This is a genomic window from uncultured Roseobacter sp. (genome assembly GCF_947493125.1).
Taxonomy (GTDB): Bacteria; Pseudomonadota; Alphaproteobacteria; order Rhodobacterales; family Rhodobacteraceae; genus Roseobacter.
In genome coordinates, this window is record NZ_CANLQB010000020.1 from 1 (window position 1) to 14,401 (window position 14,401).

A 14,401-nucleotide genomic window follows, 5' to 3' on the forward strand; every position below is an offset into this window, starting at 1 on the left:
AGAATCCAGAAATGAAACAGGAACATGACTCTCATAAAATCAACAACTTAAAGTCCAGCGGTGAAACAAGAACGACAACTCGATAGGCGTGACCAGTGTAATGACCTCGATCTCAGTGCGGCGAAAACCAATGTACTTCTGCCGCTTCAGGTCGGGCCGAAATAGCAGACGGCAAGTTTCAAAGAGTTGGCTGCGATGAGATGCAGCTCGCAACCTGCATATCGCTGGCAAAGATCCACGCCGGAGTGCACGGAAATGTGAGAGCAGAAAATGCGATCGACCGCGCTGCCGGTGGGCATCTCTCCTGAAATGTTCAATCAAAAAAGCGGCTTCCAGAATGACGGCCCTTGAAGCTTGGTGGTGTCAATGTACGGTTGTGCAGGTCCTTTTCCCTTTGTGATCAACCACAGTACATCCGATCGGGTCGTGCGATCACGCCTCCAAAGGCTGTCCGATCACCTCGCCTGACGGTTCGCCGATTCCCGCAGCGATCTTCCGGGCCAGATAGCTCTTGCGCCGGGACAGGAATACCATGAGCCGTTCAGGGTAATCCGCACCGACAGCCGCCGCCACCGAAGGGCGCGCCGCCAGCTCCGCTCGCCATGCAGCGAGCTCGGGACACCCTGCGAGTATGCCGAACTCACCGATTTTGTCGAACGTGTCGAAATATCGGAACACCGGTCCAAAAACGGCGTCCACGAGGCTGAAGGTATCGTCCGCAAAATATGGCCCGACCTGAAGCTCGTCCTCCAACCGGTCAGCCTTGGCAGAGAGCGCGGCAATCTTAGCATCAAACGCCGCCGCATTGGGCGCGTTGTAGAATCCCGCGATGTTGTTCAGCATCGCCGATCCGAATTCTATCCACGCCCGGTGCCGTGCGCGCTCAAGCGAGCAAGCGGGATGCAGCGGATGTGGTTGCGTGTCTTCGAGGTATTCGAGGATGGGCGCGGACTCGAATACCGGCTGATCGTCTGAGACCAGCACCGGTGTCTTTCCCAGGGGCGAGATCTTAAGGAACCAGTACGGTTTGTCTGCCAGGTCGATTTCGGTGCGGTCGAAGACGGCGCCTTTCTCGGTCAGCGAAATGACTGCGCGCTGGACGTAGGGGCAGAGCGCATGGCTCATCAGGCGAAGGCTGCTCATATGAACCGGCCTCCGACCCGAGGAAAACGCAAAATTACCGCCGACCGGCTGAGGGCATAGGCCCCGTCTCCGAGCAGCGCCTGAACCAGCGCCAGGAGCGACAGATACGCCGGATACTCCCACCCGCCATCAGGATAGCCAACCATCCAGCCGTTGCCCGAATGGGCCCAGGTCGCGCCGACGAGTATCGGCAAACTCGCGAGTGCGGCCCATCTGGTCTGCACCCCACGGACCAGCAGAACCCCCACCAAAGCTTCGACAGCGAAGACGACGTAGGCTAGGATGCCGGGCAGGCCGATGCCGACGAAGAATTGTGCGGTGCCGGGCAAGGTGAACGTGAAGAGCTTGAGGATGACACTGTGGGCGAGGAACATCGCGCCAAGGGCAATTCTGAGAAGAAACGTTGCGAATTCCGTACTTGATGGTCGCGTCATGTCGGTACCTACAGGAACATGCAATTTGCATCCATTTTAACATTCTATAAGTAGATGCGGTTGCATATACCTATCCGAGCTCGCGTCACGGTATCAAATTAGATGCAAATGCATGTTACAGATTGATACAGCCAACCCGATGCCCCTACGCCAGCTTTCTCAGGAGATCCCGCATCACAATGGCGTCTTTCTCGGACAACGCGCCGCCAATGCGATCGGCCAGAAACCCGGCGTAAACCGGCCAGATGCGCTCACGCATGGCTTTGCCCTCGGGTGTCAGGAAAACACTTTGCCCGCGGCGGTCGTCACCAAATGTTTCGCGCCGGATCAAACCGGCTGTGTCCATGCGGTCGAGCAGCCGCGACATGCCGTATTGCGGCAGCAAAAGACGTTCCTGCAACTCGAAGGGCCGGATGCCATCTTCGCCGGCCTTCTCGATTTCGAGGAGAACATCATACCAGGCAAGCGGGGCAAGATCCGCCGCCTTCAGGTCGCGCTCAATGCTTTCAACGAGAGACTTGCTGACGGACAGCAGCGCGCGCCATGCAGCCTGCGTTTCCTTTGACGGGGTTTTCACAAAAGCCTCCTAATATGATGCAGGTGCATCTATATGCTGGATTGAGGGAGGATTTCCATCCGGAAACCGAGCTTTTTTCCTCGAAAGGTGGTCTCGCAGTTACCAAGACAGATCGCATTCGGCAGATCGCTGATCACCGACATGCCGCGCAAAGTGATTGCGGTGATCTTCGCGCAAGGCGAGGAGGCTCCGTTGCTTTCTGATGATTATATCCAGGTTGATGGCATGCCGATCAATGAGGGGGCCTCTAGGATACGCTTTCGGCCAAGTGTGCTGGGCGCTCCACGCGGCAGTGACCTGGGCAGCCGATAGTCCACCATCTCGGCGTCGAGGGCAGCACGAGCCGGGCGATGGGCGTCTTTGGCCGCTGTTCGGAGGCTGTCGAAATCGTGCGGCGTCAACCGGCGCGGCCGATGGAAAAGGAGACTGCGGTCTCTTTCAGGAAGATTTCAGGATCGCCCGCGCGTGGGATGTCAGCAGGCAAATGAGGCGCAGTCGCATCACTGTATTTTCTTGAGGAATGACGCCATGCCCCTATTTCGAAATAAAGCGCTGTGCTTTGTCGCAATTTTGACATGGCCGCCCCGGCGGCCTCAGCCGTCCTCGTCAACCTGACCGCGGTAGATCTGGACGGCACGCCCGAAACTGACGAGACATCGGCTCATTTCTACCAGGCGCAGGGGTGGTTTTATCAGCCAGAGCGGTCGGCGGGCGCGAGCGGAGGGTTTCGGCAATCTCGCCAGCGGTATCCGGCGGACATTTGCGGCCAGTCCAGGCGCCGACCGTCTGACGGAATCGACCCAGGCCAGCGTGTTCCTGAACGACAGCCTGAAAAGCGCTTGTTTCAGGTTAGGTCATCGCAAGCGGAATTTGATCACCGGCGTTGTCATCTCACACGTGGATTTCTCCACCCCTCTCAGTCTCCACGCTGAACGTAGATCCTTAAGATTTTTAATCATGCCTTGTTGGTACTCGCGTAACGTCGATTGGCAATACTACGTGCGAACTAAGACAACTGATGTCACCAAGATGAGCGCGACTGAACTGAACAAGCCGAACGCAAAGATCGAGAAGCGATGGCAAGAATTGGCCAAGCAGGAAGCGCTGTTAGGGATGAAAGCAGTCGCGAAAAGGCATGGTGTCGACTTCGCCGAAGTCGCGCGCTCGCACGGCGCCAGACGTCCGAAAGCACCGGTAAAGGTTGCTCAAAAAGCAACAACGCAAACGGCCCCGAGGGCCACTGGCAAAGCAGAACGCAAGGCGACCGCAAAGGCAGCGTCTAAAGAAGCAGCAAAAACGAAGCAGGCCGTCGTCAATAAGGCAGCTTCCAAGCCAACCAAAACAACAAAGATCGTTTCGAAGGCGAAATACAAGAACCTCGACAATCCAGAACAGACCTGGTCTGTAAAGGGACGCAAACCAGCATGGTTTACTGCCCACCTGGACGCAGGGAAGGCACTTGAAGATCTGGCCGCGTAAATTGGCGGGCTCTCTCACCACTGCAAGAATGACCAAGCGCCCGCGCCCTGACAAAAAGGGCACGGGCATTCTTTGTTCGGCTGCTTAATCTGGAAGCGGGCGCGTGATCTATTTCGCTGCGCAAACATAATCCAGGCAACTTTTTCTGTGGACTTCCCTCTCGCAACCCTCGCGCCCGTATCTCATCTACTGCAGACTATTTCAGCAGGCGAGGAGGTCCGTCGCCCAGCGATGTGTGTTGGCAGAAGGGCGAACGTGCTATCATGCGTTGCGAGGAGGACGCCATGACATCCGAGACCGCAGGTTCTACACCACCGGACAATCTGAAGCCGCGGCAGCGAGCGACGCTCAAAGTGAATAAGGTGACTGCAGATGACGTCGCCGCGGCACTAAAAGCCGGGTTCTCCGACTTTCTGGCCCGGCCGGTCATGAGCAGTGCTTTCGGCCTCTTCTATGCGCTCTTCGGGATCCTCATCGTTTGGTGCCTGGTTTGGCTCGGCAAGATCTGGATGATCATCCCCGCCATTGCAGGCTTTCCGCTGGTCGCGCCCTTCGCAGCGGCGGGGCTCTATGAGATATCCCGCCGGTTGCAAAACGGCGAGAGTTTCGGCTGGTCTGAGATCCTCACCGTCATGGCCGATCAGCGCAATCGAGAAATGGGCTGGATGGCCTTCGTCACCCTGATGGTTTTCTGGGTATGGATGTACCAGATCAGGCTTTGGCTGGCGATCATCTTGCAGGACGCATCCTTCTCGGACTTTGAAGGGTTTTTGACCGCCGTATTCCTCACGCCCGAGGGCTGGACGTTCCTTGCAGTTGGCACCTGTTCGGGCGCAGTTCTGTCGGCAGTCCTGTTTTCGGTGACCGTCGTCGCGATGCCCATGCTGCTCGACCGGGAAACCAATTTCGTGTCCGCAATGATCGTATCGGTTCGCGTCGTCACGGAGAACCCTGTGGTTATGCTCGCCTGGGCGGCGATCATCTCAGTCACGATGGTGTTGTCACTGGCTCCCGCGTTTCTGGGTCTGATCTTCACCCTGCCGATCCTTGGTCATACCACATGGCACCTGTATCAGCGGGCTGTCCCACCAGCGGGGCCGTGATCCTCTATTCGATTGGGTCGAAACGTGGCGCGCCGCGAAGCGCAGTATCATGGCTGACAGCCCGCTATTGCTGAACAATCAGCCACTCCGAGCCGACCGCCAGGATTACAACTCATCGCGAGGGTCCACGCGTGGTCAGGACCGAGCCGGAACGTCGACCGACCGATCAACTCTTTCGCCAAACCCAACTCAACCAAGCGGTCAAAAACCGCTGCGCAGCGCGGTCCGTCATAGGGATCGGGGTCCAGCGAATACGCAATCGCCAGCATGGTCGATTGCGCCACCGCGTCCTCAGACAGGAACAGCTCGATCGGTGCGCTTAGCCCCTTTGATCGCAGCTTCGGGGCAATCGGTCTGGGCGCGGCGCTGCGTTGGGCCAGGTTTTGCCCTAATCGGATCGTCGCTTCGATGGACTCATAAAGCCGTCACTGAACCGTCAGTTCGCCCCCCATCCGTCGGCGGCAAGGTCGCGCCACTTTGCCCTGGTGAGCTGCTGAGCCGAAACCGGGAGCACGGTGTCCAGTTTAGTGCCCGCGCTAGAACAACGTCCGAGAGCAGGCAGGCGATCCGCTCCGCCCGGTCGTCGGCTTCCCAAACGGCGTGCAGGACAGCCAAGCAGCCTGCCGATGGCCCATCCGTCGGCTCAAATTAACTCCAATAGGCCGCAGCTCCGGCGTGCGTGGTATGTTCGGTCGGGCGGACACCCAACCCGGCATGATCCACCGCCTGCGCAACGAGCCGACCATGATCTCTCGGAAACTCCGGTGCCGCAAAAAGCAGATAGTCAGGATCGAGCGCGGCTACGGCATGCACGGGTGTGGGAGGGTAACCCTCGAAGGGTGTCTCAGCCCGTGCCATCCGCAAGGCTTCATCGGCGGACATAACCGCCAGAAACAACTGGCCTGTTCCCATCAGGGATGCAATTCGCTGGGGCCTTGGCCCACGCGCCACCCGTGCCTGCGCTTCGGGAAGCTCCTCCTCCAAGGCCGCAACAACTTCCTTCGCCAGATCGTACGTCCGCAGGTCGCCCCGATGTGAGCCGACCAGCAGATGCTTTTGCCGATAGACGACCCACTGACCGTAAGGCGTATGTGCGTAGGCAGGGGCCGCGAGCACGGCCCCGACCACCGCCAGAAAACCCCGCCTATTCATCAACGAACACGTCTTTGTTGAGCACCGCGGTGATGATGTAGTTCGGAACATCCACAACCTGCCCGACGCGCAGATCCACCGCGACTGATGCCAGCACATAGGCCTGTTCCCGCGTCAAATCGTAAGTCCGCGTTATGTGATCGATCATCTGCGTCAACGCATGGCGCGCAGCCAAAGTCAGATCTTCGGAGAGTTGAGGCAGATCCTCAATGACTTCGCTTTCGAGATAAGTGTGATAGGTCGGAACCGAGCCCGGTTCCTTGAACGGATATCCGATGGTCTGGTGGAAGGCAGAGGGTTCGATATCTTTGATCTGCTGGCCGCCTTCGACCTGCGGGCTGGTGATGAATTCACCTTGGCCCTTTCTGATCTCCGTCGTGACAGTGACGACGGCGCCGGTTTCGATGGCCGTGCCCGACACCTCACCATCGCCTTGCGCGTAATGCACATCGCCGATGAACAGGTTGCAGCCGTCAACGAAACAGGGGATCAGGATCGTCGTCCCCACCTGCATCTGCTGCACATCCATGTTGCCGCCGTTTTCACGGGGCGGCACCGTCCGCAGGCAGCGTTGCTCTTGGCTCGCACCTGCCCCACAGATGGCCGCCGGATGCGCTCCAGTAGGTTCCGGCGGCAACGCAATGCCTCCGACTGCGGCCAACTGCGCTTCGCGGGCAAGCCAGTCCTCGACCTCCAGTTCGCCAGGCATGGTGCCAATCGAGCCGGTAAATGCTTCGTAGGGGATCGCGATCCCCGGCATCGCATCAGAGACAGCATGCGTGCGGCTCTGCTTCCATCCGACGAAGTAGGGTTCGGTGAACTCGTCTCGCAGGAACCCGAAGCCGGGCACGATGACAGTATATCCGAACTGGTCGGGATCAATATCGACAACCGTCACTGCGAGGACGTCGCCGCGTTCAGCACCTTCAATCGCAACAGGGCCCGTCATCGGATGCACGCCGGACAAATCGAGCGCCGCGACGTCGTCCGCGTTCGAGTCCAGTGTCAGGTCGCTGTCAAGCGCATCGCGCGTCTCGAATATGATGAAATCGCCTGGCGAGGCCGTCGCGACGGCGGGGATATCGGGATGATAGCGATTGAAACAGTTTGGATCGTCGGAACAGAACGCACCTTCCTTTGCGACCACGACCTCCGTCTTCCAAGTGACATTTGTTGTATCGGCCAGAACCGGTGCCGCCAAGGTGGCAAGGCAGCAGCTCGCGACCTGAAAGTAATATGATTTCATGTCTATGTCCCTCTACTTTTTTGCGCCGGCTTCTCCGCAACGGCGAGAGGCGCGGTCCATATATATCGTCGTTCGAAACCGCTCTGGGCCGAAGTGCCTTTCGCGAAAAATACGGGGCCAGTAACCCAACGCGCACACGGATCCTGCAAGCAGGCTACAAAAGATGCTTTCATGTGCAAGGTATACTTTACGCTACGGCAGCGACGTGCCCGAGCAGGACCGATAAACCGAAGGAGAGCACGGGCACTTGAAGGATGGATCGTATGGCTCCCGCTCTACCGACATCTCACTTGCGAAACGACAGGTGTCATCGACTGCAAGAGACGGCGCCACCCGATGGCAACGAAGACTGTTCCAGCAACAATTTGGGGCGCAAAACATGTACAGACGGGAGAGAACCTCACTGCCGTGCTAGGCCTCAAACCGCTGAATGCGTCCCGTCCTTGGCAGAACGGCACCGTGGTGAATACCAATCGACGGGTGCGAAGATGGCTTCCCAGAAAGCGCGACATCACACCAGTCTAGGATCATGAATAAGAAAGGATCTGCGACCGCCTCAACGCGACGCCCCGCAAATGCCTCGGATTGAAGACACTGCTGAGGTGTTCCGCGAAAAGACGATGGGGGCAGATGAACTAAAACCCCTACCCTCAACACCAATAAGAGTTGCGGTTTAGGTATCGCTCACACTCAAACTAGGGGCACCTTGACCGAGATCGCTGTCTTGCAGGTCGTTTGCCGAGAGCAGCCGTGCTTGCCCAACTCGTCCACTGTCGGCCAGATGGTACATAGCAATCTGCTAAGAGCGCGGCCAGGCAATAGACGTCGGCAGACGGGCCGGACAGAATACGGTATTTGTAAGCTGTCGTAATCGTGAAAATCGCTCACAGTGCAGAGGCCGTCTTTGCCTGGACAATTTGAACCGGCCATTGGCTGTCTGCGCAGAGAGTTAAGTCCGAAGCATTAAGCTGGCATCCCGCGGCTGAGCGCATCGTCGGTTGAAGCAGCGCCGCACCACCCTTAGCATACATATAGCTGCCTTCGGCGGAGTGTGACGTTGCGAGCCTCTGGGCACCCCGAGCGCGTGACCTCTCGGCCATCGTCCGACCGACCACGCACAGCTATGAAGGTTGGCCGTTCTGTGCGACGAATGCGGTATGTCGCAATTCACGATCGAACAGATGCGAACGTTTCTCACTGTGGTTCGCCTTGGAGGTGTCCACCGGGCCGCCGTTGCGCTGAACCTGACGCAACCTGCTGTGACGACACGGATCAAGACGCTTGAGACCGCCTTGTCCTGCAGCCTGTTTGATAGGACATCAGGCGGGCTGAAACTCACAAAGCGCGGCGAACTGCTCCTGACCTATGCGGAGCGGCTGGAGCATCTTGCAGAGCTTGTCCGGCGGGACGTGATCGACCCCGCAGCGCTAGACGGGCGCTTGCGGATCGGCGCATCGGAAACCGTCGCGCAGTGTTGGTTGCCTGAGCTTGCGTCACGATTGCACAGCACGTATCCAAAGGTGGACATCGAACTGAAAGTGGATGTATCTAGCGAGCTGCGCTACGCCCTTCTGAGCCGCGAGATCGACCTCGCGATCCTGCTTGGACCCATTTCGGAGTATTCGGTCGATAACATCGTCCTGCCCGGTTTCGAACTTGCCTGGTACAGAGCGGCGGACGGGGAAACGCTCGGCGTGCCGGCGGACTACTTGAAACGGCCCGTTCTGACATATGCGAAGAACACGCGTCCCTATCGTGAACTGAAAGAATACCTGTTTGACCATATCGGACCGGAGGCATCGCTGATGCCCTCGTCATCGCTGTCCGCGTGCTTTCGGTTGGTCGAAGCGGACATGGGTGTCGCGGCGCTCCCGCGCATTCTCGGAAAGCCGCATGTGTCCGAGGGGCGTATTCGCGAGTTTGATCCTGGCTGGGTGCCGAGCCCGCTTCAATTCACGGCCTCCTACCTCACCGAGCCAAAGAGCCATATAACTGAAACGGCGGCAACGCTCGCACTTGAGGTGTCCGCCACTTACGCAGCGCAGAACACGATATAAACTTCCTTTATCAAAATCGAAAAAAATATTCGATTTGATTTTATACTTAAGCCCATGCAGATTGCGACAGTCATTCCGGGGGCATGTGTCTTGTATCAAGAGCTGAAAACAAGTTCGTTGACCGACGTGCGCGCCGCGATCCGCTGCGGCGCCTATCGCTCGCACACGGCAGGACTTGGCAGCGGCTATCTTCAGGCAAATCTGGCCATCATGCCGGAGACCTATGCCTTGGACTTCATGAGATACTGCCAGCGCAACCCGAAGCCTTGCCCACTGACCGGTGTGTCCGATACCGGCAACCCATCCATGTTCACGATGGGCCGGGACATCGACATTCGGACCGATGTGCCCGCCTATAACATCTATCGTGACGGTCGACTGACTGGATCAGCGCAGGATATCTCCGACATCTGGCAGGATGATTTCGTGGTTTTCGCCCTCGGCTGCTCCTTCACGTTTGAACATGCGTTGCAGCAGGCAGGGATCCCGGTCTGGCACATCGACAACGACAAGACCGTGCCGATGTACCGCTCGAATATCGAGACGGTTCCGGCCGGACCGTTCCGTGGCAAGATGGTCGTCTCGATGCGCGCGATCCCGGAAGCGCGGGTGGCCGAAGCCGTCACAATCTCGAGCCGCTTCCCGCTGGCCCATGGCGCGCCGGTCTTCTGGGGGGATCCGGCAGAGCTCGGCATCGCCGACGTGGCAGATCCTGACTGGGGAGACGCGGTGCCAGTCCCTGATGGGCACGTTCCTGTCTTCTGGGCCTGCGGTGTGACGCCTCAGGTCGCGCTCGAAGCGGCGGCCCTGCCGATTTGCATCACCCACAAGCCTGGCCACATGCTGATCAGCGACATTCCGGAAAACGCCGAAGTCCCAGTGCTGCAGCCGGACACCATACAATAATCGACATCCAACAAGGAGACACCCATGAAACGCACCCTCACCCTTTTGATTGCCACGACCGCACTTGCCTCACCTGCTATTGCCGAGGACCTTTCTGTTGTCGGCAGCTGGTCCGGCCTACCACTTCACAAGGAATACGAAGCGCCGTTCTGGAGCGAAAAGCTGCCTGCCGCATCGGGGGGTGAAATCAACGTCGCGCTGACCACGCACAACCAGATGAACCTCGGCGTCGGGGATGTGTTCCGCCTGTTGGGTGACGGGGTCTACGACGTGGCCATGACCGTAGCGGACTACGCCGTGGCCGACGCGCCCGAGCTTGAAGGGCTGGACGTGCCGCTTCTTGCCCTCACGGCGGACGAAGCCAAGGCGATGGTGGATGCCGCGCGACCGATGGTCGATGATATCTATGCCAATCGTTTCAATTCCAAGGTTCTGGCCATTGCACCCTACCCGCCCCAGGTCGTGTTCTGTAACGCCGAGGTGTCGGAATTGGCCGATCTCGAAGGTCTCAAGGTGCGCGCGTCAGGCCGGATGACCGCCAAGTTCCTGGAAGCCCTTGGCGCCGAAGGTGTGAATGTGAGCTTCTCGGAGGTGCCCGGTGCGTTGCAGAAAGGCGTCGTCGATTGCGCGGTGACAGGGGCCGGATCCGGCTACTCTGCCGGCTGGTGGGAAGTATCGACTCATCTGATGGCGATCCCGTTGGGCGGTTGGGACAGCGTCGTGACGGCGATGAACATGGACCGCTGGAACAGTCTGAGTGCTGAAAAGCAGGAGTTGATCACAAGCCAGGTCGCAACGGAATTCGAAGCCCCCGCTTGGGAGACCGCTCAGGACGCACTGGTCAATGACATTGCCTGCCTGACCGGCAACGGCGAATGCCCGGCCGGCGAGGCCCGCGGCATGACATTGGTCGAAGTGTCGGATGCAGACTTCGAGAAGGCCCGCGGCGTTCTGGTCAACGAAGTCCTGCCGGACTGGGCTGAGCGGGCGGGTGGCGACTGGGCCGACCGCTGGAACGAGAGCGTTGGCAGCGTCGTCGGCGTGTCGATCGGCGGCTAAGCACGGAGCGATATGACCGATCTCATGAAAGACAAACTTCTTCATAATCTCCGGCGCCTCAACCATGGCATCGCCCTCGCCACTGGGGCCGTTCTGATGGTCTGCGCCTTGATTGTTCTGGCGGACATCGTGCTCCGCCAGATGGGGTCATCTTTTGGCGGCACGGATGAGATCTCCGGATACGTGATGGCCATCGCCACATCCTGGGGGATGGCCTTTACCCTGCTGGAACTCGGACACGTGCGCATTGATATCCTCAGGGGGCGCGTCAATGACAGTGGCCGCGCCCTCTTTGACCTCTTCGCGATGCTGATGCTGACCGGCACCGTGACATTGATCGCTTACAAATGCTGGCCGGTGGTCGAAAGATCCCTGGCGAATTCATCCCGGGCCAACACTCCGCTTGAAACGCCATTGGCTTGGGTACAGATCCCATGGTTCGCGGGCTGGGTGTGGTTCGCAGTCATGGCGTGGCTGACCTTTGTCGTGGCCGCGATGATGATCTTGAAAGGCCGGTTCAAGGAGGCGGAAACCACCATCGGGTGCTTTGGGGAAGAGGATCTGATCAAATGATCTGGGCCATCGCCCTTGGGCTTCTGGGCCTGCTCGCCATGTCGATCCCGGTGGGCATCGTGTTGTTTCTGCTCGGGTTCGGCGTCGATGTCTTTTTCAGCGCCTTTCCTCTGATGCGCGGCCTTGGCAATCTAGTCTGGTCGACGTCGAACAACGCCACACTCATCGCCATTCCGTTCTTTGTGCTGCTGGGCGAGATTCTGGTGCGCTCCGGTATCGCGACGCGCACCTATTCCGCGCTTGACCGATGGGTGTCATGGATGCCCGGCGGCCTGGTGCATGCGAATGTCGCAACCGCGACGATGTTTTCCGCAACCTCCGGCTCCTCGGTGGCCACGGCGGCGACGGTCGCAACCGTCGCCATGCCGCAGGCGGAGAAGCTGGGGTATGACCCTCGGCTCTTCTCGGGTGCCATTGCCGCTGGTGGCACGCTCGGCATCATGATCCCCCCGTCGATCAACCTGATCGTCTACGGGTTCCTGACCCAAACCTCGATTCCGCAGCTGTTTCTGGCGGGGCTGATCCCCGGCATTGCACTGGCACTGGGGTTCATGGCAATCACAGCCTTGATCTGCACAATCCGCCCAAGCCTTGGCGGCAATCGGCGCACCTTTCCTCTCGCGGACATGTTGAGGGCTTTGGTGCAACTGATCCCGATCATTCTGCTTTTCGCCATCATCATTGGCACGATCTATAAAGGCTGGGCCACACCGACCGAGGCGGCGGCCGTTGGTGTGGCCGGTGCCATCCTTATCGCGGGTCTCTTCGGCGGCATCAGCCTGCGCATGTTCGCCGAAAGCATTCTCGGCACGATCAAAATCACATCGATGATCATGCTCGTCGTGATCGGCGCATCCTTCTTGAACTTCACCCTTGCCTCCGCGGGGCTCGGTAACGAACTGCAGTCGCTGCTCGACGGGATGGGCCTTTCGCCCATGGGGCTGATCTTTGTTGTCGTCCTGATTTACATCGTTCTGGGCTTCTTCATCGAGACGCTGTCACTGATGGTTGTGACGATCCCGATTATCGTCCCCTTGGTGGTGGCACAGGGGTTCGATCCGATCTGGTTCGGCATCCTGATGATCGTACTCATTGAAATGGCGCTGATCACGCCACCGGTTGGGCTGAACCTTTACGTTGTTCAAGGCGCCCGCAAATCTGGAAAAATGAGTGAAGTCATGGTCGGTGCCATACCCTATGTCGTTGCGATGCTGATCATGGTGATCCTGTTGATCGCCTTTCCGGCCATCGCGCTTTATCTACCGTATGTGCTAAGCGGAAGCTGATCGATGCAGTTCGAAACCTCAGTTGGAACGCGCGATGTCGAGATCCACGACGTCTATGTCGCCGGTTGGACCGGACGAGACCGCGCCGCTGTGGATCATCACATCGCCGAATTGGCAGCCATTGGCGTGTCGCCACCATCGCAGGTGCCGCTCTACTATCGCGTGTCTGCCGATCTGCTCACGCAGACCTCCACGATCCAGGTTCTGGGGACAGAAACATCGGGCGAGATCGAGCCCCTTGTAATCCGTTCAGAGGGGGAGATCTGGCTCGGCCTTGCGTCCGATCACACCGACCGTGCGCTCGAAACGGTATCGGTCGCGGCCTCGAAACAGATCTGCCACAAGCCAGTCAGCACAGGCTTGTGGCGCATGGCCGAGGTCGAAGATCGTCTCGATGACCTGATCCTGACGTGCAAAATCAGGGAAAGCAACGCCTGGGTCACGTATCAGAGCGGTACATTGGCCAGCATCCGTCCGTTGTCGAGTCTCATTGCGGGCATAGCCTTGCAAGATGGCCAGGCCATGCTGTGCGGAACGCTTGCTGCCGTCGGTGGGGTGAGACCAGCGGCTGATTATCGCATGTCACTCACCGACCCGAAACAGACGCTTCAGTTGTCACTCGACTACGCGGTGACCGCCCTGCCTTCGATCACCTAAGACGCCCGGAACACGATCTGCCAAACAAATCTCGCGGCTTTCGGCGTAGTATTGCAGCCGAGAGCTGACGCACTTCCGTCCCTACTGGCGCACGATCTGTTAGACTGGTCAAATGACCGCGGCCAGTGCTTATAGTTTTCGCGAAGCCACATTGGACGACCTCGCACTGCTGAGGTCATGGCAGTCTAAGCCGCATGTCCAGGATTGGTGGGACGCAGAAGAGCCATACGATGAAGCGGATTTGGCCGATCCTCGGGTCGCTCGCTGGATTGTTTCAAATAACAGGCAGCCCTTCGCGTTCATGCAGGACTACACCGTGCATGGTTGGCAGGACCATCATTTCGCCAGCCTTCCCAAAGGATCGCGGGGGATCGACCAATACATAGGCGCGCCCGAAATGATCGGGGTCGGTCATGGGTCCGCGTTTATTGGAGAGAGACTGCACGCTCTCTTCGACGCTGGCGCACCTGTGATTGCGACCGATCCGCACCCCGACAATCATAGAGCCATAGCCGTTTACAGGAAGTTGGGATTCGAACCGCTGGGGCCGCCTCGGGAGACCCAATGGGGCCTGATCTTGCCCATGGCTGTTGAACGGTAGCTGGACGAACACTAGCGTCGCAGGACTGTCATCTGTCAACGCGTATAGGTGGGACTGAACAGACGTTCTGCCGTTGGAAGAAAGAGTACGGTGGAATAGGCACGGATCAATTGAAGGAACTAAAGCGT

General features: G+C 58.6%; 15 protein-coding genes and 1 pseudogene. 10 read left to right on the top strand and 6 right to left on the bottom strand.

All coding sequences use genetic code 11. The features are described from left to right. Window positions 1-432: 432 nt before the first annotated feature. From Q1A71_RS23425 to Q1A71_RS23435, 3 genes are all read right to left on the bottom strand, one after another. A complete protein-coding gene (locus tag Q1A71_RS23425) occupies window positions 433-1,143 on the bottom strand; it encodes a glutathione S-transferase family protein (RefSeq protein WP_299682755.1) in 711 nt (236 codons plus the stop codon). Next, entirely contained in the window at window positions 1,140-1,577 is a 438-nt protein-coding gene (locus Q1A71_RS23430) for a DoxX family protein (protein WP_299682758.1), read from the bottom strand. The genes Q1A71_RS23425 and Q1A71_RS23430 overlap by 4 nt, the downstream gene beginning before the upstream one ends. A 145-nt stretch (window positions 1,578-1,722) precedes the next feature. Further along, on the bottom strand, window positions 1,723-2,154 hold the full coding sequence (locus Q1A71_RS23435) for a MarR family winged helix-turn-helix transcriptional regulator (RefSeq protein ID WP_299682761.1): 432 nt from the start codon (window positions 2,152-2,154) through the stop codon (window positions 1,723-1,725). A 1,029-nt stretch (window positions 2,155-3,183) separates the two neighbouring features. Here Q1A71_RS23435 and Q1A71_RS23440 point away from each other — a divergent pair. Both Q1A71_RS23440 and Q1A71_RS23445 read left to right on the top strand, forming a co-directional pair. Beyond that, window positions 3,184-3,633: an H-NS family nucleoid-associated regulatory protein gene (locus Q1A71_RS23440; protein WP_299682764.1), complete on the top strand. Its 450-nt coding sequence runs from the start codon at window positions 3,184-3,186 to the stop codon at window positions 3,631-3,633. A gap of 284 nt (window positions 3,634-3,917) precedes the next feature. Further along, the gene (locus Q1A71_RS23445) at window positions 3,918-4,736 is read left to right on the top strand and encodes a DUF2189 domain-containing protein (RefSeq protein WP_299682767.1); all 819 of its coding nucleotides are present in this window, start codon (window positions 3,918-3,920) and stop codon (window positions 4,734-4,736) included. A gap of 47 nt (window positions 4,737-4,783) precedes the next feature. On the opposite strand, the gene Q1A71_RS23760 is transcribed toward Q1A71_RS23445, so the two are convergent. The 3 genes from Q1A71_RS23760 to Q1A71_RS23455 all read right to left on the bottom strand — a co-directional run bounded on the left by Q1A71_RS23760 (window position 4,784) and on the right by Q1A71_RS23455 (window position 7,134). Next, window positions 4,784-5,146, bottom strand: a complete 363-nt coding sequence (locus tag Q1A71_RS23760) for a DUF1403 family protein (RefSeq protein WP_366140348.1) — start codon at window positions 5,144-5,146, stop codon at window positions 4,784-4,786. A gap of 238 nt (window positions 5,147-5,384) precedes the next feature. Beyond that, window positions 5,385-5,888: a hypothetical protein gene (locus Q1A71_RS23450; RefSeq protein ID WP_299682770.1), complete on the bottom strand. Its 504-nt coding sequence runs from the start codon at window positions 5,886-5,888 to the stop codon at window positions 5,385-5,387. Further along, the gene (locus Q1A71_RS23455) at window positions 5,881-7,134 is read right to left on the bottom strand and encodes an acetamidase/formamidase family protein (RefSeq protein WP_299682773.1); all 1,254 of its coding nucleotides are present in this window, start codon (window positions 7,132-7,134) and stop codon (window positions 5,881-5,883) included. The genes Q1A71_RS23450 and Q1A71_RS23455 overlap by 8 nt, the downstream gene beginning before the upstream one ends. A gap of 411 nt (window positions 7,135-7,545) precedes the next feature. On the opposite strand from Q1A71_RS23455, the pseudogene Q1A71_RS23460 reads away from it, so the two are divergent. From Q1A71_RS23460 to Q1A71_RS23495, 8 genes and pseudogenes are all read left to right on the top strand, one after another. After that, a pseudogene (locus Q1A71_RS23460) lies at window positions 7,546-7,811 on the top strand (hypothetical protein); the annotation flags it as partial. A 480-nt stretch (window positions 7,812-8,291) separates the two neighbouring features. Next, complete coding sequence (locus Q1A71_RS23465; RefSeq protein WP_299682776.1) at window positions 8,292-9,191, top strand: LysR family transcriptional regulator; 900 nt, start codon at window positions 8,292-8,294, stop codon at window positions 9,189-9,191. A 54-nt stretch (window positions 9,192-9,245) separates the two neighbouring features. Then, complete coding sequence (locus Q1A71_RS23470; protein WP_299682779.1) at window positions 9,246-10,097, top strand: putative hydro-lyase; 852 nt, start codon at window positions 9,246-9,248, stop codon at window positions 10,095-10,097. A gap of 24 nt (window positions 10,098-10,121) precedes the next feature. Next, on the top strand, window positions 10,122-11,156 hold the full coding sequence (locus tag Q1A71_RS23475) for a TRAP transporter substrate-binding protein (RefSeq protein WP_299682781.1): 1,035 nt from the start codon (window positions 10,122-10,124) through the stop codon (window positions 11,154-11,156). Window positions 11,157-11,180: 24 nt separating this feature from the next. Then, complete coding sequence (locus tag Q1A71_RS23480; RefSeq protein ID WP_299682784.1) at window positions 11,181-11,729, top strand: TRAP transporter small permease; 549 nt, start codon at window positions 11,181-11,183, stop codon at window positions 11,727-11,729. Next, on the top strand, window positions 11,726-13,015 hold the full coding sequence (locus tag Q1A71_RS23485) for a TRAP transporter large permease (protein ID WP_299682787.1): 1,290 nt from the start codon (window positions 11,726-11,728) through the stop codon (window positions 13,013-13,015). Before Q1A71_RS23480 ends, Q1A71_RS23485 begins: the two co-directional genes overlap by 4 nt. A gap of 3 nt (window positions 13,016-13,018) precedes the next feature. Continuing rightward, a complete protein-coding gene (locus tag Q1A71_RS23490; RefSeq protein ID WP_299682790.1) occupies window positions 13,019-13,672 on the top strand; it encodes a DUF2848 domain-containing protein in 654 nt (217 codons plus the stop codon). Window positions 13,673-13,784: 112 nt separating this feature from the next. Continuing rightward, a complete protein-coding gene (locus Q1A71_RS23495) occupies window positions 13,785-14,273 on the top strand; it encodes a GNAT family N-acetyltransferase (protein WP_299682793.1) in 489 nt (162 codons plus the stop codon). The last annotated feature ends 128 nt before the right edge of the window (window positions 14,274-14,401 follow it).

What these genes read in the sequence shown, in the direction of transcription:
- Q1A71_RS23475 (WP_299682781.1), top strand. Translation starts at nt 10,122, where the DNA reads ATGAAACGCACCCTCACCCTTTTGATTGCCACGACCGCACTTGCCTCA.
- Q1A71_RS23430 (WP_299682758.1), bottom strand. Translation starts at nt 1,577, where the DNA reads ATGACGCGACCATCAAGTACGGAATTCGCAACGTTTCTTCTCAGAATT.
- Q1A71_RS23455 (WP_299682773.1), bottom strand. Translation starts at nt 7,134, where the DNA reads ATGAAATCATATTACTTTCAGGTCGCGAGCTGCTGCCTTGCCACCTTG.
- Q1A71_RS23465 (WP_299682776.1), top strand. Translation starts at nt 8,292, where the DNA reads ATGTCGCAATTCACGATCGAACAGATGCGAACGTTTCTCACTGTGGTT.
- Q1A71_RS23440 (WP_299682764.1), top strand. Translation starts at nt 3,184, where the DNA reads ATGAGCGCGACTGAACTGAACAAGCCGAACGCAAAGATCGAGAAGCGA.
- Q1A71_RS23425 (WP_299682755.1), bottom strand. Translation starts at nt 1,143, where the DNA reads ATGAGCAGCCTTCGCCTGATGAGCCATGCGCTCTGCCCCTACGTCCAG.
- Q1A71_RS23445 (WP_299682767.1), top strand. Translation starts at nt 3,918, where the DNA reads ATGACATCCGAGACCGCAGGTTCTACACCACCGGACAATCTGAAGCCG.
- Q1A71_RS23480 (WP_299682784.1), top strand. Translation starts at nt 11,181, where the DNA reads ATGAAAGACAAACTTCTTCATAATCTCCGGCGCCTCAACCATGGCATC.
- Q1A71_RS23485 (WP_299682787.1), top strand. Translation starts at nt 11,726, where the DNA reads ATGATCTGGGCCATCGCCCTTGGGCTTCTGGGCCTGCTCGCCATGTCG.
- Q1A71_RS23495 (WP_299682793.1), top strand. Translation starts at nt 13,785, where the DNA reads ATGACCGCGGCCAGTGCTTATAGTTTTCGCGAAGCCACATTGGACGAC.
- Q1A71_RS23490 (WP_299682790.1), top strand. Translation starts at nt 13,019, where the DNA reads ATGCAGTTCGAAACCTCAGTTGGAACGCGCGATGTCGAGATCCACGAC.
- Q1A71_RS23450 (WP_299682770.1), bottom strand. Translation starts at nt 5,888, where the DNA reads ATGAATAGGCGGGGTTTTCTGGCGGTGGTCGGGGCCGTGCTCGCGGCC.
- Q1A71_RS23470 (WP_299682779.1), top strand. Translation starts at nt 9,246, where the DNA reads ATGCAGATTGCGACAGTCATTCCGGGGGCATGTGTCTTGTATCAAGAG.